Source organism: Burkholderia sp. Bp9140, from assembly GCF_003853425.1.
GTDB lineage: Bacteria > Pseudomonadota > Gammaproteobacteria > Burkholderiales > Burkholderiaceae > Burkholderia.
Genome location: NZ_QTPQ01000047.1, coordinates 43335 through 68318 on the forward strand (window position 1 = coordinate 43335; position 24984 = coordinate 68318).

Here is a 24984-nt window from a genome sequence, read left to right on the forward strand (position 1 = left end):
TCAGGCCGTTTCGCGCTCGTCCGCCCGCGCGACGCGCCGGATCGCCTGCGGCGGCACGCCGAAGCCGCGCACGAACGCGTCGCGCAGGTGGCGCCGGTCGCGGAAACCGTTTTCCTTCGCGATCACGTCGAGCGAATGGCGGCTCTGCTCGATCATCAGCCGCGCGGCCTCGAGCCGCAGCCGCTCGATCGCCTTCGCCGGCGATTGCCCGGTTTCGAGCGTGAACACGCGGCTGAACTGGCGCGGGCTCAGGTGGACGGCTTCCGCCATTTCCTCGACGCTCAGCGCGCGGCCGAGATTGCGCCGCGCGTAGTTCAGCGCATTCTGGATCCGGTCGGATTTCGGCGCGAGGTCCAGCATTTCCGAATGCTGTGACTGCCCGCCCGCGCGGCGCTGGTTCATCACGAGCTTGTGCGCGACCGAGCGCGCGGCGTTCGCGCCGAGATCCTTTTCCACCATCGCGAGGGCCAGGTCGAGGCCGGCCGTCATCCCGGCCGATGTCCAGATCGGCCCGTCGACGATGTAGATGCGGTCCTCCTCGACGCGAATGTCCGGAAACCGCTTCTGCATGTCGCGGCCGAACGCCCAGTGCGTCGTCGCACGGCGCTGCGCGAGCAGCCCGGCCTCGGCGAGCACGAACGCGCCCGTGCAGATGCCGGCAATCCGCCGCGCGCGCGGGTTCGCGCGGCGCAGGAACGCGACGACGCCGGCCGGCGCAGGCGACGCGAGCGGATCGTTGACGCCCGCGACGATCCACGTATCGACGTCGCTTCCGCGTCCGCGCAGCGCGCGCGTGGCGACCGGCAGCCCGAGCGACGAGCGCACGTCGCCGCCGTCGACGGAATAGCTCTCCATCGCGTAGAACGGCTCGTCCGCGCCCATGTTCGCGTACTCGAACACCGACTGCGCGGCGAGCGCCATGATCTGGAAGCCGTCGCTGATCAGGAAGCCGATTCGGTGCATGCATGTCTCCGGTGCCGGGCGCCACGCTCGCCGCGATCGGCCCGATGTCCTGAATCATACCCATCTACGTCATTTGTTTCGCGGCGGTTCGAAGCCAGAATGCATTCACGCACTCACCCTCCTTCGACCCGGAGCGACATCATGACTCAAGCACATCGCGGTACCGCCGTCATTACCGGCGCATCGTCCGGCATCGGCGCGATCTATGCGGACCGGCTCGCGCGCCGCGGCTACGACCTGATTCTGGTCGCGCGCAACCGCGACCGGCTGGCCGCCCTCGCCGAGCGCATCACCAACGACACGCGGCGCAGCGTCGAGATCGTCGGCGCGGACCTCAACGACCGCGCGGCGCTCGCCACCGTCGAGGCAAAGCTGAAGCAGGACGCGACCATCACGCTGCTCGTGAACAACGCGGGTGTCGGCACGCACGCGCCGCTGCTCGACAGCGACGTCGACGCGATGACGCGGATGATCGACCTGAACGTGACCGCGCTCACGCGCCTGACCTATGCGGCCGTGCCCGGCTTCGTCGCACGCGGCCGCGGCGCCGTGATCAACATCTCGTCGATCGTCGCGATCTCGCCGGAAACGCTGAACGGCGTATACGGCGGCAGCAAGGCGTTCGTGCTCGCGTTCAGCCAGTCGCTGCATCACGAACTCGCCGGCCAGGGCGTGCAGGTGCAGGCCGTGTTGCCCGGAGCGACGGCCACCGACTTCTGGCAGACGGGCGGCCTGCCGCTCGAACACCTGCCGAAGGAAATCGTGATGTCGGCGTCGGACCTGGTCGATGCGGCGCTGGTCGGTTTCGATCGCGGCGAACGCGTGACGATTCCGTCGCTGCACGCGGGCGACGAATGGGATGCGTACGAGGCCGCGCGCCGCACGATGGCGCCGCATTTGTCGACCGATTCGCCTGCGCCGCGCTATGCGGTTGCGCGCTAGCCCTCGGTTTCCAGGCCGCGCCCCGGGCTGCCCCCACGGGGCGGCCCAATCGAATTGAATCGGGCGATGGCGGGTGAGTCGCGGATCGTCGTCGACGCCCGCGATGCATGCCGGCCACGCCGTCTCGCCGGCGCCCAAGCCGGTTTCGCCCCGCTTGTCACGGATTTCACTCGACGATAATCTCTCGGATTGCATCCCCGAAGCAGCGCCCGGACATTCGTCCGATCATCGGCGCAATAGACCGTCGCGGAATTCGACCATGCGGTTCCGTATGTTCACCACCGGGATCGGCGACACGCCCGGTTCCCCTCATGTCCCCGCCGACCATCGTCCGGCGCCTGCGCCGTTGCCCGAGCTGGCGACCGTGTGCCGTCTCGCGCGTGCGCATTTCGGCACGGCCGGCGCATTCGTCGCGCACGCGGAAGGCGGCGCGCAGCGCGTGGCGGCATCCGACGGCACGCTGCCCGCCGCACGTCCCCCCGCGCTCTTCCCTGCGCATGTCGAGCGCGCACCGACTGCCGGCAGACGATTCATCACGCCCGATGCGGGCAGCCTCCCGCACGACGGGCCGCACATCGTCGCGGCCTGCGAACTGATCGCACCCGACGGCACCACGCTGGGCGCGCTGTGTGTCACCGGCAGCACCGGCCTGACGCTCGACGCCGCGCAACGCACGTTTCTTCACGATCTGGCGACGCTGGCTGAACATGCGATCTGCCGCGCGAGCGCACAGGCCGCGCTGTGCGAACGGCTCGGCGCCATCGAGGAACACAGCGCGCTGACCACGCTCGCGCTGAGCGAAAGCGGCACCGGCGTATGGGATCGCGACGTGGTAACCGGCGAGATCCATTACTCGGCGGCCTGGAAGGCGCTGCTGGGCTACGCGCCGCACGAGCTGACGAGCCGGATCGAGGACGCCTACCAACGGCTGCACCCGGACGATGTCGCCGACGTGAAGGCCGCGATGCTCGCCCACTTCGAGAACCGGACCGACAGCTATGCGGTCGAGCACCGCATCCGCTGCAAGAACGGTACGTACAAATGGATCTGCAGCCGCGGCAAGGTCATCACCCGCGACAGCAACGGGCGAGCGCTGCGCATGGTCGGCACGACCACGGACATCACCGCGCTGCGCGAGCTCGCCGGCCGGTTGCACGACTCCGTCACGCTCGTCACGAACCTGACCGACCAGGTTCCCGGCCTCGTGTTCCAGCTGCGGCAGAGCGCCGACGGCCGCCGGTTCTTTTCGTATGCGAGCGCAGGCGTGCGCGACATCTACGAACTGACACCCGACCAGATCGCAGGCGATGCGGATGCGGTCGAAACCCGGATCCATCCGGCCGACCTGGCCGCATACCGTCAGTCGCTGCTGGCGTCGGCCGAGCAGTTGTCGCCCTGGCGGCTCGAATACCGGGTGCTGCTGCCGGACCAGGGCATGCGATGGCGCGAAGGCGACGCGCGCCCGCAGCGCACGCCGGACGGCGGCACGGTATGGCACGGCTTCATCACGGATGCGACGGAGCGCAAGCATATCGAGGCTGAACTGCACCGGATGGCGACGACCGACCATCTGACCCAGCTGTCGAACCGCCACGCGTTCATGCGGCAAAGCGAAGCCGCGTTGCGCGGCGTACGCGCGAGCGGCCAGGACGCCGCCGTACTGATGCTCGATCTCGATCACTTCAAGGCGCTGAACGACCGCTGGGGACATCCGCTCGGCGATCGCGCGCTCCGGCATTTCGCGCGGCTGCTGCTCGCGGAGATCGGGCCGGAGGGCGTCGTCGGGCGCCTCGGCGGCGAGGAATTCGCGATCGTGCTGCCACGCGCCGGGATCGACGCGGCGGTTGCGCTCGCGCTGCGCGTGCGGCAGCGCGCGGCCGACACGCGGCTCGTGCACGAGGATCATCTGCTCTCGCTGACCGTCAGCATCGGCATCGACGCGATGCGGACATCGGATTTCGGCGCGTACCAGGCGCTGTCGCGCGCCGACAAGGCGCTGTACGTGGCGAAGGAGCGCGGCCGCAACCGGATCGAGGTGTATCGGGCCTAGCCGATCCGCGCCGAGGCGGTCCATCGCGTCGGTCAGGCCGAGATCCCGCCGCATCCGCCACTGCGCGAAGCCGATGTTGCTGCGGTCGAGGATCGACACGATGTAGCAAATGAACAGGAACGGCACGATCCGCGTGCCGAGGCGCCGGTACAGCGCGCCATGGTCGGACGCGCGTGCCGGACGCGACGGCATGCGCGGCGTCCGCTTGAAGATGGGCTGACATCGATCGTCTCCTCGACGGATGCCAATGCGGTGCGGACTGGAAGCGCAACGCCGGCCGCCGGCAGCGACCGGCCGGGGTTCAGGCGCGCTGCGCGGGTTCGCCCTTCACGCCGAGCATCAGTGCCGCGCCGCTCAGCGCGAGCAACGCGGCCAGCAGGTACACCGCGAGATCCATGCTGCCGGTGCGCGTGCGGATCAGCCCGATCACCCACGGGCTGACGATGCCGCTCGTGATCCCGATGCTGCTGATCAACGCGATCCCGGCGGCGGCCGCGTTGCCCGACAGGTAGCGGGTCGGCACGGCCCAGAAGATCGGCAGCGCGGCGAAGATCAGCGTCGCCGCGATCGACAGGCACGCGAGCATCGCCGCGAAGCTGTGCAGGTGCAGCGTCAGCGCGGCGAGTGCGAGCCCGCCGCCGATCGTGCAGCACGCGAAATGCCTGCGGCGCTCGCCGGTGCGGTCCGAGCGGCGCGCGATCAGGATCAGCCCGACCGCGCCGACCGCGTTCGGCACGACCGTGTAGAGGCTCACGGCCACGACATCGGTCACGCCGAAGTCGCGAATCATCAGCGGCATCCAGAAATTGAGCGTCAGCGATGCGCAGGTCAGCGAGAAGTAGATGAATGCGAACAGGTAGACGCGCGGGTTCGCGAGCGCGGCGACCAGGCTGCGCTTGTCGTGCACGCCATGCGCGGCGCCGTGCGTACGGCTGTCGCCGCACAGCGCGGCGACGCGCGCCTTTTCGTCGGACGTGAGCCACGCGGCGTCCTGCGGACGGTCGACCAGGTACGTGAACGCGAAGCACGCGAGCACGATGGCCGGCGCGCCTTCGATCGCGAACATCCACTGCCAGCCGTGCAGCCCGAGCACGCCGCTCATGTCGCGCATGATCCAGCCCGACATCAGGCCGCCGAGCACGCCCGCGACCGCGACGCCCGCGAAGAATACCGAGATCGCCGCCGCGCGCCGGTTCGCCGGGAACCAGTAGGTCAGGTACAGCACGATGCCCGGAAAGAAGCCGGCCTCGAACACGCCGAGCAGGAAGCGCAGCACGTAGAAATGCGACGGCTGCGACACGAACATCATGCCGGTCGACGCGATGCCCCACAGCAGCATGATCCGCGTGAACGTGCGGCGCGCGCCGAAGCGCGCGAGCAGCAGGTTGCTCGGCACCTCGCAGAACACGTAGCCGACGTAGAACACCGCGGCGCCGAGACCGTACATCGCATCGCTGAAGCCGAGATCGTGCTTCATCTGCAACTGCGCGAAGCCGATGTTGATGCGGTCGAGGAACGATACGACGTAGCAGAGGAACAGGAACGGCACGATCCGCCACGCGATCTTGCGGAACAGCAGCGCATCGCCGGCATCGGACGCGGACGCGGATTCGTATGAGGAAGTCGACGCCGCAGCACTCGCGTGCGCGATCGTCGCTTCGGCGGGAAGCGATCGGGGCATGTCTCTCTCCAAACGGGCCGCGCGCGTCGAGCGCGCAGCAGTCTCCGAGGGCGTGCATGCGCCCTGCTTTCTTGTGCGATCGGAATTCGGCGCCGTGAAGCGCGGCGCGATGCCGCCGCCGTTCAGGTGCCGTCAGGAAAACGGCGGGCCGTCCGTCCGGACGCCCCGCCGCCGTGACCCGCTCAGTCCTGCAGCGCGTCCCACATTTCCTTGTCGCGCTGCGCGGTCCAGATGCGCGGATGCGCGATGCCGCTCGCCTCGTCGAACGCGCGCGACACGTCGAACGGCAAGCAGTGCTCGTAGATGAACACGTGGCCGAACTTCGGATCCATCGCTTCGCGCGTGAGCGCCATCGACGCCTTCAGGTCGAGCTTGCGCTCGACGGCCTTGCGGCCCTGCGCGAGCAGTGTCGTCACGAAGTCCTTCGTGTAGTCGAGGCCCTTGTCGACCTCGGCCGGATTCAGCAGCGCGGGGCCGCGGCCCGGCACGAGCTTTTCCGCGCCGAGCGCGCGCAGCGCCTCGAGCGTGGCCGGCCACTGTTCGAGCTGCGCGTCGCCGCAATAGCAGGCCGCGTCGTATTCGACCAGGTCGCCCGAGAACAGCACCTTCTGCGACGGCAGCCAGACGATCGTGTCGCCCTTCGTGTGGCCCGAGCCGACGTGCATGATCTTCACTTCGAGCTTGCCGAGGAACAGCGTGATCTCGCGCTCGAACACGAGCGTCGGCCAGGTCAGGCCCGGCACCGTCTCGACGCCCGCGAACAGGCGCGGGAAACGCTCGATCTCCGACTTCATGTCGGCCTCGCCGCGCTCGACGATCATTTCATAGGTGCCGCGGCTCGCGATCACGTGCTGCGCGCCTTCGTCGAAATACGCGGACGCGCCGAGCACGCGCACCGCGTGATAGTGCGACAGCACGACGTGCTTGATCGGCTTGTCGGTCACGCTGCGGATCTTCGCGATCAGGTCCTGCGCCATCGCCGGCGTCGCGGTCGTGTCGACGATCAGCACGCTGTCGTCGCCGATGATCACGCCCGAGTTCGGGTCGCCTTCGGCGGTGTAGGCGTACGCGTTCTCGGACAGCTGCGTCCAGGTGACTTTCTTCTCTTCCAGATCGGCTTGGGAGGCGAATGCTTTGGCCATGTTGCGTTCCGTGGCTGCGAGCCATGTGTTGAGGGGAGTGAGCGGATCATCGACCCGCACCGATAATTTGTCAATGACAAAGTCGCTTGCTATTGTCCAATACTGGTAAACCTGCGGGCTGGCGCATCAAATGGCGTCGGATACCATGCGGGGTTTCGTCAACGGAAGAACCATCGCGTGCAGAACCACGAAGCCAGCGCAGACGACGTGCCGCCCAAGGCGCAGCGCGGGATCCAGAGCGTCGAGGTCGGCGGCCGGCTGCTCGACGCGCTCGCGCGCCGGCGCAAGCCGCTCGGGCTGTCGGAGCTGGCGGCCGCGGCCGGCTTGTCGACCGCGCAGGCGCATACCTATCTCGTCAGCTTGACGCGCCTCGCGCTCGTGAAACGCGACGCGCTCACCGGCAACTACGAGCCGGGGCCGCTGTCGCTGCGGCTCGGGCTGATGTCGATCGAACGCCAGCCGGCCTATCGCGCGGCGCTGCCGCACGCGGCGCGGCTCGCGGAAACGGTCGGCCTGAGCGTCGCGCTGTCGGTGCCGGGCGCGCTCGGGCCGACGATCGTGCGCATCGAGCACGGCGGCTATCCGCTGCACGTGAACCTGCACGTCGGATCGGTGATGTCGCTCGACACGACGGCGACCGGCCGCGTATTCCGGGCATTCGGCGACGCCGCACAGCTGGACGCGATGGCGGCCAGCCAGGCCGGCGCCGGCGACACGCTCGCGGGTGCGGAAGGCGATCAGCCCACGTCCGATGCCCGCGCGTGGCAGGCCGAACTCGACGCGATCCGCACCCGCGGGATCGAGCGCGGCGTGGACCGGCCGAGCCCCGGCGTCAGCGCGATGTGCGTGCCGGTGCTGGACGCCGACGGACGCCTGCAACTCGCGTTGACGGTGATCGGCTCGACCGGGTCGATCGATGTCGGCTGGAACGGCCCGATCGCGACGGCGCTGCGCGATGCGGCGCGGCAGGCCACCGCGTCGCTCGATGCCGGCCGCGACGCGCAGCCGTCGCCGCCGGCCGCAGCCCCGGCAGTCCAGCGCATGCCGCCCGCGCTCGCCGACGACGCGAAAGCGCAGCGCGGCATCAACGCGCTCGACAGCACGGGCGAGCTGCTGCTTGCGCTCGTGTCGGCGGGCCGTGCGCTGCCGCTGCGCGATCTCGCGGCGGCGGCCGGGATGCCGGCCGCGAAGGCGTTTCCGCATCTGGTGAGCCTGCAGAAGATCGGCCTGCTGAGCCGCGACGATGCGGGCTGCTTCGGCGGCGGGCCGCTCGGCCAGGCACTCGGGCTGATCGCGATGCAGCGCGTGTCGCCGACGCGCGATGCGGAAGCCGAGATCGTCGCGCTGGCGGCCGCGACCGACATGAGCGTGGCCGCGGCGACCCTCGGGCCGCTCGGGCCGACCGTGATCCGCCTCGAGGAGTCCGCGCGGCCGCAGCACGTGAGCCTGCAGGTCGGCACGGTGATGTCCCTCGTGAATACCGCGATCGGGCGGATCTTCGCGGCCGGCATGTCCGACGACGTGCTGGCCGGCCTGCTGGCTGACGAGCCCGTGCGCCTCGCCGGCGGCGCGACGCAGGTCGACGACGCGTTCCACGCGCGGCTCGCGACGATCCGCGCGGACGAACTCGATTTCGCGTTCGATGCGCCGGTGCCGGGCATCGGGACGATCGCCGCGCCCGTGTTCGATCACACCGGCAGCATCCGGCTCGTGATCGCGATCATCGGCTCGTCGCGCGGCTTCCCGCGCGGGCCGGACAGCGAACTCGCACATGCGCTGCTCGCCGCGACGCGCCGCCTGTCGTGGCGGTTCGGATGGATCGGCAAGTAATCGTCACCCCGCTGCCGCGCCCTTCTCCCCGCCTGACGTTCCGTTCCTGTCCCTCATTGCGAGGCCCGTGCTCGCCGCGGCCTCGTCACGCCGGTCCACCGAACAACGACACCGCGGACTCCGCTCATGTTGCGCAGCAGCAACAGAAATTGTCAGTAATTCTCATATAACGAAATCGCATTTCACAAGACGGTGAGGCTCCCGTATGATTAGGGTTATCCCTAACTCGCCACCTATATGGGGCTTCGTCATGCAAACGTCCAATGTCTCCGATCGTTCCACCCAATCCGCTGGCTGGCTCGCACGTGTTGGCGAGCTGCTTGCAGAAGCATGGGCACTGCACCTCGAGAACTGCGAAGTCATCGCCGAAGCGCACGCACGCCTGCCGCGCTGATCGCCGCGACCGGCTGCCGGCCGGCGGCACGATATCCGGCTGATCCGCGTGCCGGGACGCGCGCCGAAAGGCCGCCGCGTCCGGCGTCGGCGTATCAACGGATATTGTAAAAAGGGCCGAATGGCCTCGATTGAATGCGCTCACGCGATGTGGGCGCCGTGATGCTGGTGCCGAGCGTGTCGGCACGATGTTGACTGCCGCTTGCCGGAATGCCGGCACATGGCGCATGCCACGCGCCGCGCCGGGTCGTCACGGAAGATTCATCCGTTTTCCCGCCCAGCCGGCATGTCCGGACTGCATCCGGCGCCGGGCCGCGCGCACCGGCCGCGACAGCCCGGCCACCTCCCTTCCCCAGCGCAGCCGCGCGCGGCGTTGTCACGACGACGCGCGGCCCGGCGCCGCCGTCGTCATACCTGAATCGACGGCACGTCTTTCATGCACCGCAGCGCGAACATCGAGCGGCTGTGGCGGATGCTCGAAATCCTGTACAGCTTCTCGCGCAGGAAACGCTCGTAGCCGGCCGTGCCATCGACCGCGACCTTGATCCAGTAGTCGTATTCACCCGACACGAGATACGCCTCGAGCACTTCGGGCAGCGCCGCCAGTTCGGCGCCGAAACGCGCGAGCGCGTCGTCTTCGTGGCGATCGAGCGTGACTTCGAGGATCACGATGTCCGCGTAGCCGAGCATCCGCTGGTTGACCAGCGCGACGTAGCCGTCGATGTAGCCGTCGAGTTCGAGCTGCCGCGTGCGGTTCCAGCATGCGGTGGTCGACATGCCGATCTGTTCGGCGAGTTCGGCGTTCGACAGACGCGCATTTTTTTGCAGTGCGCCGAGGATCTTGCGGTCCTGGTTGTCGAGGGTTCTGGGCGTGCGTTCGCGGGTAGCCATGACAGGAAGAATCTTCTACTTGAAATCGGCATTCTAGCTGAACATGATTCTGGTTTTGGGTCGGTTTTGCTGGAAAACAGGAAGCCTTTTAACCGGCCCGCTTGATACATTTTCTCCATGCCTGTTGTCCGGCACGCTCCCCGCGACAACCCCTTCGCAGCGGGACGCCAGGCCGCAATCACGAGTTGCGGCGCCGGACACGCAGGCATGCGATTCCCCGCTTCCCGCGCGCCGATCCGGCAGCGCGGGCCGGCGCCCGATCCTCCGTTTCCGCACCGCCCGTCATGTCGTTCAGGCTTTATCTGTCGTTCCTCGCTGCGTCCGCCGTCCTCATCTACGCCCCCGGCCCGGTCAACCTCCTCACGATGAATCAGGCACTGCGCGCCGGCTGGCGTCGTGCGCTGCCGTGCGTGTGGGGCGGCACGCTCGCCGTGCTGCTGCAACTGGCGCTGACCGCGCTGTGCCTGAATTCGCTGGTCAACCTCGACGAACACGCGCTGACCGTGCTGCGCTGGTCCGGCGCCGCGTACCTCGTGTGGCTCGGCTGCAAACAGTGGCTCAACCGCGCGCCGGCAACCGCGCCGGCCGCATCGACGGAAGCCGGCAGCACCGCACCCGCCGCCGACACCGGACGCTCACTGTTCTGGCGCGGCGTCGCCACCTCCGGCCTGAATCCGAAGACGCTGCTGTTCTTTCCGTCGTTCTTTCCTCAGTTCATCGTCCCGAACGACGACTGGAGCGTGAACGCGCAGTTCCTGCTGCTCGCGACGACTTTCGCGCTGCTGTTCGCTGGCGGGGTCGCGTCGATGGCGCTGTTCTCGCACCGGCTTGGCCGGGCGCTGCAGCGCCCGGCGCGGATGCGCGCGATGAACCGCGTGACGGGCGGGCTGCTGGTTGGCATGGGCGCGATCATGGTCGGCTGGAACTGAGCGGCCGCGCGCGTTCGCTGTTCGGTACCCGACGCCGCGTGACCGGTGCCGGCCGGTGCGCGGCCGGTACAATCGCGCGATGTCAGAACTGTTCACCTACGGCGGCCTGTTCGCCGTGTCGATGGTCGCCGCGACCCTGTTCCCGCTCCAGTCCGAAGCCGTGCTCGCCGGCCTGCTGCTCGCCGGGCGCGAGCCCGCGTGGGCGCTGGTGCTCGTCGCGAGCATCGGCAACGTCGCGGGCTCGGCGATCAACTGGGCGCTCGGCCGCGGCATCGAGCACTTCCGCGACCGCCGCTGGTTTCCGGTCAAGCCGTCCGCGCTCGCGCGCGCCGAGCGCTGGTACGCGCGCTACGGCCGCTGGTCGCTGCTGCTGAGCTGGGCGCCGGTGATCGGCGATCCGCTGACGATGATCGCCGGCGTGCTGCGCGAGCCGCTGCCCACCTTCCTCGCGATCGTGACGATCGCGAAGGTCGGGCGGTATCTGGTGATCGCCTGGCTCGTGATGCACTGACGCCGCCTGCCTGCGTCGAGTGAACCCGCTCGCGCCGCCGTCGGCTTCGCACCGCTAAAGAATTCGCCGAAGCTGCCGTATTCCTTACGGTATGCGGTGACGCGTGCGTTCCGTTTCTCTCCCTCCCCACTCAGGATGTCATATGAGATTGCCCCAATTGGGCCGGGCGAGCGTCGGCGCGCGCCTGGCCGCGCTGGCGTGTGCGCTCGTCGCACTGCTGTTCACCGTTTTCGCATGGGCGCTCGCCCACTTCGCCGGCCAGCAACTCGCCGACGAGGCCCATGCCCGCATCGCCGACAAGGAGCAGTCGATCCGCGCGATGGTCGAGGTGTTCGACAAGGCACTGTCCGCTGAAGCCAGCCGCGCCATGTCGCTGTTCGCCGGGTTCCTGCCGGCCGATTTCTCGCTCGACCCGGCGCGCACCGTCGACATCGGCGGCGTCGCCGCGCCCGTGCTGTCCGCGGGGGGCCAGCCGCTCGATCTCGATTACTCGATTCCCGACCAGTTCCTGAAGAAAAGCGGCGCGATCGCGACGATCTTCGCGCGCGACGGCGACGATTTCGTGCGCATCACGACGTCGCTGAAGAAGCAGGACGGCACGCGCGCGGTCGGCACGCGCCTCGATCGCGCCGGCCCCGCCTACGCGCCGCTCGTCGCCGGACGCAGCTACACGGGCCTTGCGAAGCTGTTCGGCCGGCCGTACATCACGCAGTACAAGCCGCTCACCGACGCGACCGGCCGCGTGATCGGCGCGCTGTTCGTCGGCCTCGACGTCGGGGCCGAACTGCAAGTCGTCCAGGACGGCATCCGGACGTTGAAGATCGGCGAAAGCGGCTACTACTTCGTGCTCGATGCGTCACCGGGCGCGTCGCGCGGCAACCTGATCGTCCATCCCGACGCGGCCGGCCAGCACGCCGACGACGCGCGCGCACCGTACTCGCAAATGCTCGCGGCCGGCCAGGGGCAACTCGCATACACGTCGGCCGACCCGGCCGCGCACGATGCCCGGCCCACCGCGAAATTCGTGTCGTTCACGACGATTCCGCAATGGCAGTGGCTGGTCGGCGGCATCGCGCTCGACGACGAACTGCTGGCGGGCATGCGCACTGTCCGCAACCGTTTCCTGATGATCGCGGCCGTGCTCGTCGCGGCGTTCGCGGCGCTGTTCGTGGTCGTCGTGCGGCGCGTCGTGAGCCGGCCGCTCGATGCGGCGGCACGTGCGTCGGAACGCTATGCGGCCGGCGATCTCAGCCTCCGGATCCGCGACGGCGCGGCCGCGCGCGGCGCGGCGGGCAACGACGAGATCGGCCGGCTCGTGCAGGCGGTCGACGGCATCGGCGACGGCCTCGCACGCATCGTCGCGCAGGTGCGCAGCAGTTCGTCCGACATCGCGCGCGGCACGGTCGGCATCGCGGCCGGCAGCGGTGACATCGCCGCGCGCATCGCGACGCAGGCGAGCAGCGTCGAACAGACGGCCGCGAGCATGGAGCAGATCACGGCCGCCGTGCAGCAGAACGCCGAACACGCGGCGCAAGCGAACGCACTGGTCGCGGACGCATCGGCCGCCGCGACCCACGGCGATACCGCGGTGCAACGCGTGGTCGCGACGATGGACGACATTGGCCGTGCGACGCGCCGGATCGCCGAAATCACGAGCACGATCGAAGGCATCGCGTTCCAGACCAATATCCTGGCGCTGAACGCGGCCGTCGAGGCCGCGCGCGCGGGCGAGCATGGCAAGGGCTTCGCGGTGGTCGCGGCCGAAGTCCGCGCGCTCGCGCAGCGCAGCGCGGCCGCGGTCAAGGAAATCGACGCGCTGAGCACCGAATCGTCGACGACGGTCGAACAGGGTTACCGGATCGCGGACGCCGCGCGCGGCACGATGCGCGACATCGTCCAGCGCGTCGACCAGGTCAGCACGCTGATCGGCGAGATCAGCGCCGCGTCGCGCGAGCAATCGACCGGCATCGAGCAGGTGAACCAGGCCATCACGCAGATCGGCGAGGCGACGCAGCAGAACGCGACGCTGATCTCGCACGCCGAGCACGCGGCCGTCGCGTTGCGCGACCAGGCCGCGCAATTGTCGGAAGCCGTCAGTGTGTTCCGGCTGGCACCCAACGCGTGACACCTGACGAACGACCGGGCAACCGCCCGGTCCCGTCGATTACTTCTTGTCCCCCGCCAGGTCGATCGCCTTGTCCGATCCAACCGCGTTGCGCAGCTGGAATTTCTGGATCTTGCCGGTCGACGTCTTCGGCAGCTCGCCGAAGCGTACGACCTTCGGCACCTTGAAGCCCGCGAGCAACTGCCGGCAGTGCGCGACGATCTCCTCCTCGGTCGCGCTCATGCCGTTGCGCAACTCGACGAACGCGCACGGCACCTCGCCCCATTTCGGATCGGGCATCGCGACCACGGCCGCCACCTCGACGGCCGGATGCCGGTACAGCGCATCCTCGACCTCGATGCTCGAGATGTTCTCGCCGCCCGAGATGATGATGTCCTTGCGGCGATCCTTGATGCGGATATAGCCGTCCGGCGTCAGCACACCGAGATCGCCCGTATGGAACCAGCCGCCGTGGAACGCTTCCTCCGTCGCGTGCGGATTCTTCAGGTAGCCCTTCATGCAGATGTTGCCGCGGAACATGATCTCGCCGAGCGTCTCGCCGTCGGCCGGCACCGGCGCCATCGTGTCCGGATCGAGCACCGTCGCGCCCGCTTCCAGGTGATAGCGCACGCCCTGCCGTGCATTGAGCCGCGCGCGCTCGTCGTCGGGCAAGTCGTCCCAGTGCGCCTGCTTCGCGCACACGGTCGCCGGGCCGTAGACCTCGGTCAGCCCGTACACGTGCAGCAGGTCGAAGCCGATTTCCTTCATCTTCGCGATCACGGCCGGCGCGGGCGCCGCGCCGGCGACCATCGCGTGCACCGTGTGATCGATGCCTGCGCGGAACTCGGCCGGTGCGTTCGCGATCGCGCTCTGCACGATCGGCGCGCCGCAGTAATGCGTGATGCGTTCGCGGCGGATCAGGTCGAACACGGTCTTCGCGTCGAACTTGCGCAGGCAGACGTTCACGCCCGCGCGCGCCGCGACGGCCCACGGGAAACACCAGCCGTTGCAATGGAACATCGGCAGCGTCCACAGATACACCGCGTGCTTCGGCATGTCCCATTCGAGGATGTTGCTGATCGCCGCGAGATACGCGCCGCGATGGTGATAGACGACGCCCTTCGGGTCGCCGGTCGTGCCGGACGTGTAGTTCAGCGCGATCGCCTCCCATTCGTCGGCCGGCAGCGTCCACGCGTAGTCGGGGTCGCCGCCCGCGACGAACGCCTCGTAGTCGGTCGCGCCCGCGAAGCGCGCGGGGTCCGCCGGCATCGCGTCGGCGACGCTGACGATCTTCAGGCCCGGCACTTCGAGCGCCGCGCGATGCGCGAGCTCCGCGTATTCGGTGTCGACGATCAGCACCTTCGCTTCGCCGTGACGCAGCATGAACAGCACCGACGCAATGTCGAGCCGCGTGTTGATCGTGTTGAGCACGGCGCCGGCCATCGGCACGCCGAAGTGCGCCTCGACCATCGCCGGGATGTTCGGCAGCAGCGCCGCGACCGTCTCGCCGCGCGCGACCCCGGCCTGCGCGAGCGCGCTGGCGAGCTGCTTCGCCCGCGTATAGGTCTCGCCCCACGTGCGCCGCACGTCGCCGTGCACGATCGCGAGGCGCGCGCCGTAGACTTCGGCCGCGCGGACCAGAAAATCGATCGGCGTGAGCGGCACGTAGTTGGCGTCGCGGCGGCCGAGTCCGGCCTCGAACATCTGCGTCATGATCCTGTCTCCCGTTTTCTGTCGACCGGTGCGTGCGCCGGCGCCGCGGCGCACGCTTCGATCTCGTGTCCAGCCGGCGTGCATGCACCCCGATCGGTCTTGATGTGGTTCAATTGCCGACAGCCTAACCGGCGCTATTGTGAGCCGTCTGTCATCGAAACGACAGAGTGCCTCTCGAGCGCTGCGCGTTATCCCTATCCTCGCAAACCCGCACCCATGCACGACCACCTCGTTGCGCCGCCCGACGCGGCCGCTGCCTCGGCCAACACACCGGCCGACACGCCGCTCGAACCGGGCCCGTTGCCCGCCCTGTCCGCACTGTTCGGCCAGTGCGCGTGGTTCCGCGCACTGGCGCCGGAACACCAGGCGCTCGTGCTCGCGCAATCGCGGGCCGAGCAGCGCGAGGCCGGCGACGTGATCGCGCAACGGCTCGCGCCGTCCGAATACTGGATCGGTGTGCATCGCGGGTTGCTGAAGCTGGCGATCTTCAACGCGTCGGGGCGCGGCTGCACGTTTTCCGGCGTGCCGTCGGGCGGCTGGTTCGGCGAAGGCAGCGTGATCAAGCGCGAGCTGCGCAAGTACGAAGTCGTCGCGGTCCAGCGCTCGATCGTGCTGTTCGTGCCGGTCGACACGTTCCATGCGCTGCTCGACACGAGCCTGCCGTTCACGCGTTTCGTGATCCACCAGCTCAACAACCGGATGGGCGAATTCATCGCGTCGATCCAGAACAGCCGGCTGCTCGACGTCGACGCGCGCGTCGCGCAGGCGCTCGCGCAACTGTTCAACCCCGCCCTGTACCCGGACACCGGCCCGTCGCTCGCGATCTCGCAGGAGGAACTGGGGATGCTCGTCGGCGTGTCGCGGCAGCGGATCAACCAGGCGCTGCAGCAACTCGAGAAGCTCGGCGTGCTGCGGCTCGCGTACAACCAGATCGAGGTCGTCGATCTGGCCGCGCTCGCGCGGGTCGGGATGGAGCAGATCTGAGCGAGGCCCGATGAACGGAATCGCCGCCGCCGCGGCACGCGCGTGCGATGCGGCAGCCGTTGCCGGGCGCCGGCACCCGCTCGCGTTTCATCCGATGAATCGGCCTGTCATCACCGCGCCCCAACCTGACAATCCCGCCAGTTTCGCGCCAGTAACCCGTTCCGCCCCGACGCCTATCATTCGGGTTCCCTTCACCGACGCCTGATCACCGCCTGTCCCGCTGCCGCCATGTGGATCGTCAATCTCGCGCTCAGGCGCCCGTATACGTTCATCGTGATGGCCATCATGATCGTGCTGGCCACCCCGCTTGCGCTGATGCGCACGCCTGTCGACGTGCTGCCGGCGGTCAACATTCCCGTCATCAGCGTGATCTGGAATTACAACGGCTTCTCCGCGTCGGAGATGACCAACCGGATCACGGCCGTCCATGAACGGATCCTGACGACGACCGTCAACAACATCCAGCACATCGAGTCGACGTCGCTGCCGGGCATCGCGGTCGTGAAGGTGTTCCTGCAGCCCGGCGCGAACGTGCAGACGGCGATCGCGCAGACGGTGTCGTCCGCGCAGGCGATCGTGCGGCAGATGCCGCAGGGGGCGACGCCGCCGCTCGTGATCACGTATTCCGCGTCGAGCATTCCGGTGATCCAGCTCGGGCTGTCGAGCAAGACGCTCAGCGAACAGTCGCTCGCCGACATCGCGCTCAACTTCCTGCGTCCGCAACTGATCACGATCCCGGGTGCGCAGATCCCGTTCCCGTATGGCGGCCGCACGCGCGTGGTGGCGATCGACCTCGATCCGCAGGCGCTGCTCGCGAAAGGCCTCACGCCCGCCGACATCGTCAACTCGATCAACGCGCAGAACCTCGTGCTGCCGACCGGCACCGCGAAGATGGGCCAGACCGAATACCGGATCGACACGAACGCGTCGGCCGACACGATCGCCGACATCGACAGCCTGCCGATCCAGACCGTCAACGGCGCGACGACCTACCTGCGCGAAGTCGCGTCGGTGCGCGACGGCTTCGCGCCGCAGACCAACGTCGTGCGCCAGAACGGCCAGCGCGGCGTGCTGATGTCGATCCTGAAGACCGGCGACGCGTCGACGCTGAAGGTCGTGTCGGACCTGAAGGCACTGCTGCCGAAGGTGATCCCGACGCTGCCCGAAGGGCTCACGATCACGCCGCTGTTCGACCAGTCGGTGTTCGTCAATGCCGCCGTGCAGGGCGTGATCCACGAGGCGCTGATCGCCGCGGTGCTGACCGCGATGATGATCCTGCTGTTCCTCGGCAACTGGCGCAGCACGCTGATCATCGCGATCTCGATTCCGCTGTCGATCTTCACGTCGCTGATCGCGCTGTCGGCGCTCGGCGAGACCATCAACATCATGACGCTCGGCGGGCTCGCGCTCGCGGTGGGGATCCTGGTCGACGACGCGACCGTCACGATCGAGAACATCGAGCGGCACTTGCATCTCGGAACGGACTTGCACGAGGCGATCCTCGAAGGCGCGGGCGAGATCGCGGTGCCCGCGTTCGTGTCGACGCTGTGCATCTGCATCGTGTTCGTGCCGATGTTCTTCCTGACGGGCGTCGCGCGCTTCCTGTTCGTGCCGCTCGCCGAAGCCGTGGTGTTCGCGATGCTCGCGTCCTACGTGCTGTCGCGCACGCTCGTGCCGACGCTCGCGATGCTGCTGTTCCGCCCGCGGCAGGCCAGCACCGGCCCCGATCATTCGACGTCGCGCTTCGCGCGCATCCATCACGCGTTCAACGCTGCGTTCGAGCGGCTGCGCGCGTGGTACATCGTGCTGCTCAGCATCCTGCTGGTGCGCCGCCGCTTCTACGCGACGTGCTTCCTCGGCTTCTGCGTACTGTCGACCGGCCTCGTGTTCGTGCTCGGCCGCGACTTCTTCCCGAATGCCGATTCCGGCAACATCCGGCTGCACATGCGCGCGCCGACCGGCTACCGGATCGAGGAAACCGCGCGCCTCGCCGATCAGGTCGAGCGCGCGATCCGCGAAGCCGTGCCGCCCGGCGAGCTCGGTGCGATCGTCGACAACCTCGGGCTGCCGGTGAGCGGCATCAACCTGTCGTACAGCAACAGCGGCACGATCGGCACGCTCGACGGCGAACTGATGATCGCGCTGAAGCCGGGCCACCGCTCGACCCAGCACTACGTGCGGACGCTGCGCACGCTGCTGCCGCAGCGCTTCCCGGGCGTCGAATTCTTCTTCCAGCCGTCGGACATCATCACGCAGATCCTCAACTTCGGTCAGCCGGCCGCGATCAACGTGCAGGTGCTCGGCAACGATCTCGCGAGTAACATGGCTATCGCGAGCCGCCTGATGAAGAAGATCAGGCAAATCCCCGGCGCCGTCGACGTGCACGTGCTGCAGCGCAACGACGAACCGACCCTGGTGGCCGACATGGACCGTACGCGCATGCAGGAGCTCAGCCTTTCCGCGCAGAACGTCGCGCAGAACATGCTGATCTCGCTGTCCGGCAGTTCCCAGACGACACCGTCGTTCTGGATCAACCCGCGCACGGGCGTCCAGTACCCGCTGCAGATCCAGACCCCGCAATACGACATCTCGTCGATCGACGACCTGCTCGGCACGCCGATTTCCGCGAGCGGCCGCACGGGCATGCCGCTGCAACTGCTCGGCAACCTCGTGCAGATCCATCCCGTCGCGAGCCCGGCCGTGATCACGCACTACAACATCCGCCCGGCGATCGACCTGTACGTGAGCGTCGAGGGCCGCGACCTCGGCGCGGTCGCGGGCGAGATCGACCGGATCGTGTCCGACGCGCGCGCGACGCTGCCGCGCGGCACCGACCTGACGATGCGCGGCCAGGTCGAGACGATGCGCACGTCGTATCTCGGCCTCGGCGCGGGTGTCGCGATGGCGATCGTGCTCGTCTACCTGCTGATCGTCGTGAATTTCCAGTCGTGGCTCGATCCGCTGATCATCATCAGCGCGATGCCGGCCGCGCTCGCCGGCATCGCGTGGATGCTGTTCATCACCGGCACGCACCTGAGCGTGCCCGCGCTGACGGGCGCGATCATGACGGTGGGCGTCGCGACCGCGAACAGCATCCTGGTCGTGTCGTTCGCGCGCCAGCGCCTCGCGGCCGGCGCGCCGCCGCTCACGGCCGCGCTGGAGGCCGGCGCGACACGGATCCGCCCGGTGCTGATGACGGCGCTCGCGATGATCATCGGGATGGTGCCGATGGCGCTCGGTCTCGGCGAAGGCGCCGAGCAGAACGCGCCGCTCGGCCGCGCGGTGATCGGCGGCCTGCTGTTCGCCACCGTTTCGACGCTGCTGTTCGTGCCGCTCGTGTTCGGCGGCGTGCATGCGCGGCTGGCTCGCCGGCGCGCGCGCCAGGCCGGACATTGACTTTCGCCCCTAGCCTATAGACCCGGTCAACTCATGGAAGAGAAACATCACAGCGCCGTCGGCATCCAGGTGGACGAACACGGCATGCACCTGCCGACGCGCACGTCGGTGTCGCGGCGCGGGCGGGTCGTGCTGATCGTGATCGGCGTGCTGCTGGCCGCGGGCGCCGCGCGCACGATCGTCGTCGACGTGCTGAACCGCGGCCGGCTCGACGCGGTGGCCGAGCAGAACACGCGCCAGTACGTGAACGTCGTGCATCCGGTCGACGCGGCCACCGGCGGCAAGCTGACGCTGCCCGGCACGCTGCGCGGCTTCGTCGAGGCCCCCATCTATGCGCGTGCGAGCGGCTACGTGCTGCGCTGGCAGGCCGACATCGGCGCGCACGTGAAGCAAGGCCAGCTGCTCGCCGAACTCGACACGCCCGAGCTGAACCAGGAACTCGCGCAGGCCACCGCGCAGCGCCAGCAGGCGCAGGCCGCGCTCGCGCTCGCGAAGACGTCGTTCGACCGCGCGCAGCAGCTGCGCCAGCGCGATGCGGTGTCGCAGCAGGAACTCGACGACCGGCAAGGCGCGTTCAACCAGGGCACCGCGAACCTCGCGGCGGCCGATGCGAACATGCGCCGGCTCACCGAACTGAAGGGCTTCCAGCGCATCGTCGCGCCGATCGACGGGATCGTCACGCAGCGCAACGTCGACGTCGGCGACCTCGTCAATTCCGGCAACGCGGGCCGCTCGCTGTTCACGGTCGTGCAGGCCGACCGGCTGCGCCTGTACGTGCAGGTGCCGCAGGCCTATGCGCAGCAGGTGAAAGTCGACCAGCACGTGAGCGTCGCTCAGGCCGAATTGCCCGGCCAGACCTTCGACGGCACGGTCACGCGCACGTCCCGGGCGATCGACGTCGCGACCCGCTCGCTGCAGATCGAGATCACGCTGCCGAACCCGGACGGCCGGCTGCTGCCCGGTGCCTACGTGCAGGCGACGCTGCCGATGACGCCGGTCGGCCGCCTGCAGATTCCGGCCAACACGCTGCTGTTCCGCGCCGAAGGGCCGACGGTCGCGACCGTCGACACGAACGGCCGGGTGCGCCTGAAAGCGGTGACGGTCGTGCGCACGATCGGGCAGACGCTCGAAGTCGACGGCCCGCTCACGCCGAACGACCGCCTCGTCGCGAACCCGGGCGACGCGCTCGCGAACGGCGACGCGGTCGTCGTGCAGGCGCCGCCCGCCGTGAAGCCGGCCTCCGCGGCCGCGGGAGCGAAGTCGTGAGCGCGATGCGCGCCCGCCTGCGCCCCGCGGCCGTCGCAACCATCGTCGCGATCGCGGCCCTCGCCGGCTGCACGGTCGGCCCCGACTACCGGCGCCCGGCCGTCGAGACGCCGGCCGCGTGGCGGCTCGACCCGGCCGACGCATACTGGCACCCGGCCGCACCGGCCCGTGCGCCGCTCGATCCGGCCTGGTGGAGCGCGTTCGGCGACGCGCAGCTCGACGCGCTGGAAGCCGACGCGCTGCGCAACAACCAGAACCTGAAGGCCGTCGCCGCGCGCTACGACCAGGCGAAGGCGACGCTCGCGTCGGTCGCGTCGGCGCAGTATCCGGCCGTCGGCCTGAACGCGAGCGGCCAGCGCTTCAAGATCTCCGCCGACCGGCCGCAGACCAACTACGCGACGAAGAGCATGTCGACCGTGCAGAACGATATCCAGGTCGGCGCGAGCGTCAGCTACGAACTCGACCTGTTCGGCCGCGTGCGGCGCAGCGTCGAATCCGCGCAGGCCAGTTCCGAGCAGGCGCGCGACGATTTCGCGAACGCACGCCTCGTGCTGAGCGCCGATCTCGCGTCCAGCTACTTCGCGCTGCGCGAGCTCGACGCCGAGATCGACGTCGTCAAGCGCTCGATCGACCTGCAGCAGAAGGCGCTCGACTACGTGAGCGCGCGCCACGACCTCGGCGCGGTGTCCGGCCTCGACCTGCTGCAGCAACGCGCGCAGCTCGATGCGACGCGCACGCAGGCGCAGTTGCTGATCCAGCAGCGCGCGCAGGTCGAGACGGCGATCGCGACGCTGGTCGGCACGCCGGCTCCCGCGTTCTCGCTGCCGCCGCGCGTGGTGCCGATCAACGCGCCCGCGCTGCCGGCCGGGATGCCGAGCGACCTGCTGCAGCGGCGCCCTGACGTCGCGTCGGCCGAGCGCGCGATGGCCGCCGCGAACGCGCAGATCGGCGTCGCGCGCGCCGCCTATTTCCCGCGCATCGCGCTGTCGCCGGACATCGGCTGGGACGCGACGCGCTTCTCGGGCCTGTTCACCGTGCCGGCGCTGCTGTGGTCGGTCGGCGCGTCGGTCAGCCAGCCGCTGTTCGAAGGCGGCAAGCTGAAGGCCGGCGTCGATTTCGCGCAGGCAGGCTACGTGGCCGCGCAGGCCAATTACCGGCAGACCGTGCTCACCGCATTCCAGGAGGTGCAGAATGCGGTGACGGGCCTGTCGGTGCTGGCGCAAGCCGCACGGCAGGCGTCGGCGGCCGTCGACGACGCGCGCAAGCTGGTATCGCTCGCGCAGGACCGCTACGCTGGCGGCCTGACGCCGTTCATCGACGTGCTGACGGCCCAGCAGCAGTTGCTGACGAGCGAGCGTCAGGCCGTGCAGATCCAGGGCCAGCGCGCGGCACTCGTCGTGTTTCTCGCCAAGGCGCTCGGCGGCGGCTGGGACGCCGGTGCGACCGGCGGCACCGCGCCGGCCGACGTCGCGGCGGCCGGCCCGCAGCCCGCCGCGGGCGTCGCCCCCTAACCCGGTTACGCGAACCAAGCCTATGAAAGTCCTGATCGTCGAAGACGAACCGAAAGTCGTCGAATACCTGAAGAGCGGCCTGACCGAGGAAGGCTGGGTCGTCGACACCGCGCTCGACGGCGAGGACGGCGCGTGGAAAGCCGTCGAATTCGACTACGACGTGGTCGTGCTCGACGTGATGCTGCCGAAACTCGACGGCTTCGGCGTGCTGCGCGCGTTGCGCGCGCAGAAGCAGACGCCCGTGATCATGCTGACCGCGCGCGACCGCGTCGACGACCGCGTGCGCGGGCTGCGCGGCGGCGCCGACGACTACCTGACCAAGCCTTTCTCGTTCCTCGAGCTGATCGAGCGGCTGCGCGCGCTCACGCGCCGCGCGCGCGTGCAGGAATCGACGCTGATCTCGATCGGCGACCTGCGCGTCGACCTGATCGGCCGCCGCGCGACCCGCGACGGCACGCGCCTCGACCTGACCGCGCAGGAATTCCAGCTGCTCGGCGTGCTCGCGCGGCGCAGCGGCGAGGTGCTGTCGAAAACGACCATCGCCGAACTCGTATGGGACGTGAACTTCGACAGCAACGCGAACGTCGTCGAGACGGCGATCAAGCGCCTGCGCGCGAAGCTCGACGGCCCGTTCGCGGAGAAGCTGCTGCACACGATCCGCGGGATGGGCTACGTGCTCGAGGCGCGCGAGGACGCCGACAGCGAGAGGCACGCATGAAACGCTCGATCACCCTGCGCCTGTCGGCGATGTTCGGCATCGTGTCGCTGCTCGTGTTCACGCTGGTCGGCTGCGGGCTGTTCGTGATGATGGAGCGCCAGCTGTTCGCCGAACTGCGCGCGACGATCGACACGCGCGCCAAGGTCGCGCAGATGATCGTGTCGCACGCGACCACGGCCGCGCGCGGCCGCCTGATGCAGGAGAAGCTCGCCGACCTCGAACCGCCCGACGGGTCGACGCGCTACCAGGTCGACAGCCCCGACGCCGACTTCCGCTTCGGTCACCCGGTCGACGGCGTGCCCGTCGGCGAACCGTTCGGTGCGTTCCAGCAGTACGCGCTCAATCACAGCAGCTACGACGTGATGACGAAGACCGTCCCGATCGCCGGCAGCGGCGAGCGGCCCGACCTGAAGCTGATCGTCGCGTCGTCGTGCGAGCGCACGCAGCGGATGCTGCGCCGTTTCGTGTGGACGCTCGCCGCGCTGATCGCGATCGCCACCGTCATCACGCTGCTGCTGAGCCGCGCGGTCGCGCGCTTCGGGCTCGCACCGCTCGAACGGCTGTCGCAGGACGCGACGGCCGTCAGCGCCACCAACCGCCGCCAGCGGCTGCAGACCGACGCGCTGCCGACCGAGCTGCGCGATCTCGCCGCATCGTTCAACGGCGCACTCGAGCGCATCCAGCAGACCTATGCGCGGCTCGAGGCATTCAATGCGGACGTCGCGCACGAGTTGCGCACGCCGATCAGCATCCTGATCGGCCAGACCCAGGTCGCGCTGACGAGCCGCGACCGCTCGGTCGACCGGATGCGCCAGACGCTGCAGTCGAACCTCGAAGAGTTCGAACGGCTGCGCGTGATCATCAACGACATGCTGTTCCTGTCGCGCAGCGATCGCGGCGAACGCGCGACCGACCTGAAGCACGTGTCGCTCGCCGACGAAGTGCGGCGCATGCTCGACTTCCTCGAGATTCCGCTCGACGAAGCGCAACTGCGTGCCGAACTGCACGGCGATGCGCGCGCGGCCGTCGATCCGTCGCTGTTCCGCCGCGCGATGACCAACCTGCTGATCAACGCGATCCAGCATTCGGCGCCCGGCGCGACACTGAACGTGACGATCACGCCGCGCGACACGCTCGTCGACGTGTCGGTCGCGAACCCCGGCGAGCCGATCGATCCCGTGCAGCGCGCGCACGTGTTCGAGCGCTTCTACCGGCTCGAGGAAGCGCGCGCGAACAGCAAGGAGAACCACGGGCTCGGGCTGTCGATCGTCAAGGCCGTCGCGGAAATGCACGGCGGCAGCGTGTTCGTCGCGTGTTCGGGCGGCATCAATACGTTCGGCTTCTCGGTGTCGACGCAACCGTGCAGCGGCGGCCCGCTGCGCCCGGCCGACGCCAACGACCCGCACGCACTGCAGCCTGCGTCCGCACCGCGCGCATTGCACTGACGGCGGCCGCGCCGCCGAGGGCAGTTTTCTTCAATACGGGGACGCGCGGCTTCTTTAGTCTCGATGCGACTTTGACATTCGCATGGAGACACCTGATGAGCATGCTGGTTTCGATGGCCGCGTTCGCGCTGGCGTCGTCGATCACACCCGGTCCCGTCAACATCGTCGCGCTCAGCGCGGGCGCGCGCCACGGTCTCGGCGCAAGCCTGCGCTATGCGGCCGGCGCCACGCTCGGCTTCGTCGCGCTGTTCCTGCTGATCGGCCTCGGGCTGCACGCGGCGCTCGCGCGCTGGCCGATGCTGACGACCGCCGCCCAATGGTCGGGCATCGCGTTCCTGCTTTATCTCGCGCTGCGGCTCGCGCTCGACGACGGCCGGCTGTCGGCCGACCCGGACGCGCCGGCCCCCCCCCGCCCGGCGGGGGGGGGCGGCGGGGGGGGGGGGGGGGGGTATCGCGAAGGATGGGGTTGGGTGGTGGGGGCGGGGGGTGGGGTTTGGGGGGGCCGCGGACCGGCC

The 24984-nt window shown here is 69.0% G+C and carries 19 protein-coding genes and 1 pseudogene; 14 read left to right on the top strand and 6 right to left on the bottom strand.

Annotation, left to right across the window (positions count from 1 at the left end; genetic code table 11):
* Positions 1–963 (bottom strand): GlxA family transcriptional regulator, encoded by a 963-nt coding sequence (locus tag DIE21_RS31205; RefSeq protein WP_124501283.1) that lies wholly within the window; start codon positions 961–963, stop codon positions 1–3.
* A gap of 141 nt (positions 964–1104) precedes the next feature.
* On the opposite strand from DIE21_RS31205, the gene DIE21_RS31210 reads away from it, so the two are divergent.
* Both DIE21_RS31210 and DIE21_RS31215 read left to right on the top strand, forming a co-directional pair.
* Complete coding sequence (locus tag DIE21_RS31210; protein WP_124501284.1) at positions 1105–1905, top strand: SDR family oxidoreductase; 801 nt, start codon at positions 1105–1107, stop codon at positions 1903–1905.
* A 259-nt stretch (positions 1906–2164) separates the two neighbouring features.
* Entirely contained in the window at positions 2165–3955 is a 1791-nt protein-coding gene (locus DIE21_RS31215; RefSeq protein ID WP_124501285.1) for a sensor domain-containing diguanylate cyclase, read from the top strand.
* On the opposite strand, the pseudogene DIE21_RS38030 reads toward DIE21_RS31215, so the two are convergent.
* The 3 genes and pseudogenes from DIE21_RS38030 to DIE21_RS31230 form a co-directional block, all read right to left on the bottom strand.
* A pseudogene (locus DIE21_RS38030) lies at positions 3869–4178 on the bottom strand (MFS transporter); the annotation flags it as partial. The gene DIE21_RS31215 and the pseudogene DIE21_RS38030 overlap by 87 nt on opposite strands.
* Before the next feature lie 78 nt (positions 4179–4256).
* Entirely contained in the window at positions 4257–5636 is a 1380-nt protein-coding gene (locus DIE21_RS31225) for an MFS transporter (RefSeq protein ID WP_124501286.1), read from the bottom strand.
* Positions 5637–5818: 182 nt separating this feature from the next.
* Positions 5819–6778: an MBL fold metallo-hydrolase gene (locus tag DIE21_RS31230; RefSeq protein WP_124501287.1), complete on the bottom strand. Its 960-nt coding sequence runs from the start codon at positions 6776–6778 to the stop codon at positions 5819–5821.
* Between the two features lie 177 nt (positions 6779–6955).
* Between DIE21_RS31230 and DIE21_RS31235 the strand changes: the two genes are divergently transcribed.
* Together DIE21_RS31235 and DIE21_RS31240 are read left to right on the top strand one after the other, a co-directional pair.
* Positions 6956–8608, top strand: coding sequence for an IclR family transcriptional regulator (locus tag DIE21_RS31235; protein ID WP_124501288.1), 1653 nt, complete (start codon positions 6956–6958; stop codon positions 8606–8608).
* A gap of 250 nt (positions 8609–8858) precedes the next feature.
* Positions 8859–9002 (top strand): hypothetical protein, encoded by a 144-nt coding sequence (locus tag DIE21_RS31240; RefSeq protein ID WP_179955234.1) that lies wholly within the window; start codon positions 8859–8861, stop codon positions 9000–9002.
* 407 nt (positions 9003–9409) lie between these two features.
* Here DIE21_RS31240 and DIE21_RS31245 read toward each other — a convergent pair whose 3' ends face one another.
* Positions 9410–9892 (bottom strand): Lrp/AsnC family transcriptional regulator, encoded by a 483-nt coding sequence (locus DIE21_RS31245; protein ID WP_124501290.1) that lies wholly within the window; start codon positions 9890–9892, stop codon positions 9410–9412.
* A gap of 284 nt (positions 9893–10176) precedes the next feature.
* Here DIE21_RS31245 and DIE21_RS31250 point away from each other — a divergent pair, with 284 nt between their 5' ends.
* From DIE21_RS31250 to DIE21_RS31260, 3 genes are all read left to right on the top strand, one after another.
* Positions 10177–10821 carry a LysE family translocator gene (locus tag DIE21_RS31250; protein WP_124501291.1) on the top strand — a complete coding sequence of 215 codons (645 nt, stop codon included), beginning with the start codon at positions 10177–10179 and terminating at the stop codon, positions 10819–10821.
* 79 nt (positions 10822–10900) lie between these two features.
* Positions 10901–11332 carry a YqaA family protein gene (locus DIE21_RS31255; protein ID WP_124501292.1) on the top strand — a complete coding sequence of 144 codons (432 nt, stop codon included), beginning with the start codon at positions 10901–10903 and terminating at the stop codon, positions 11330–11332.
* A 142-nt stretch (positions 11333–11474) separates the two neighbouring features.
* Positions 11475–13457 (top strand): methyl-accepting chemotaxis protein, encoded by a 1983-nt coding sequence (locus DIE21_RS31260; RefSeq protein ID WP_124501293.1) that lies wholly within the window; start codon positions 11475–11477, stop codon positions 13455–13457.
* 39 nt (positions 13458–13496) lie between these two features.
* Here the strand turns inward: DIE21_RS31260 and DIE21_RS31265 are convergent, their stop codons facing one another.
* Complete coding sequence (locus DIE21_RS31265) at positions 13497–15149, bottom strand: acyl-CoA synthetase (RefSeq protein ID WP_124501294.1); 1653 nt, start codon at positions 15147–15149, stop codon at positions 13497–13499.
* A 216-nt stretch (positions 15150–15365) separates the two neighbouring features.
* Here DIE21_RS31265 and DIE21_RS31270 point away from each other — a divergent pair, with 216 nt between their 5' ends.
* The 7 genes from DIE21_RS31270 to DIE21_RS31300 form a co-directional block, all read left to right on the top strand.
* Complete coding sequence (locus tag DIE21_RS31270; RefSeq protein ID WP_124501295.1) at positions 15366–16133, top strand: Crp/Fnr family transcriptional regulator; 768 nt, start codon at positions 15366–15368, stop codon at positions 16131–16133.
* 228 nt (positions 16134–16361) lie between these two features.
* A complete protein-coding gene (locus DIE21_RS31275; RefSeq protein WP_124501296.1) occupies positions 16362–19529 on the top strand; it encodes an efflux RND transporter permease subunit in 3168 nt (1055 codons plus the stop codon).
* 33 nt (positions 19530–19562) lie between these two features.
* Complete coding sequence (locus tag DIE21_RS31280; RefSeq protein WP_124501297.1) at positions 19563–20795, top strand: efflux RND transporter periplasmic adaptor subunit; 1233 nt, start codon at positions 19563–19565, stop codon at positions 20793–20795.
* A gap of 5 nt (positions 20796–20800) precedes the next feature.
* Positions 20801–22306, top strand: a complete 1506-nt coding sequence (locus DIE21_RS31285; protein ID WP_124501302.1) for an efflux transporter outer membrane subunit — start codon at positions 20801–20803, stop codon at positions 22304–22306.
* A 22-nt stretch (positions 22307–22328) separates the two neighbouring features.
* Positions 22329–23024, top strand: coding sequence for a heavy metal response regulator transcription factor (locus tag DIE21_RS31290; RefSeq protein WP_057930191.1), 696 nt, complete (start codon positions 22329–22331; stop codon positions 23022–23024).
* On the top strand, positions 23021–24469 hold the full coding sequence (locus DIE21_RS31295; protein WP_124501298.1) for a heavy metal sensor histidine kinase: 1449 nt from the start codon (positions 23021–23023) through the stop codon (positions 24467–24469). The genes DIE21_RS31290 and DIE21_RS31295 overlap by 4 nt, the downstream gene beginning before the upstream one ends.
* A 95-nt stretch (positions 24470–24564) precedes the next feature.
* The coding region (locus DIE21_RS31300; RefSeq protein WP_260432569.1) for a LysE family transporter at positions 24565–24984 on the top strand (420 nt) is incomplete at its 3' end.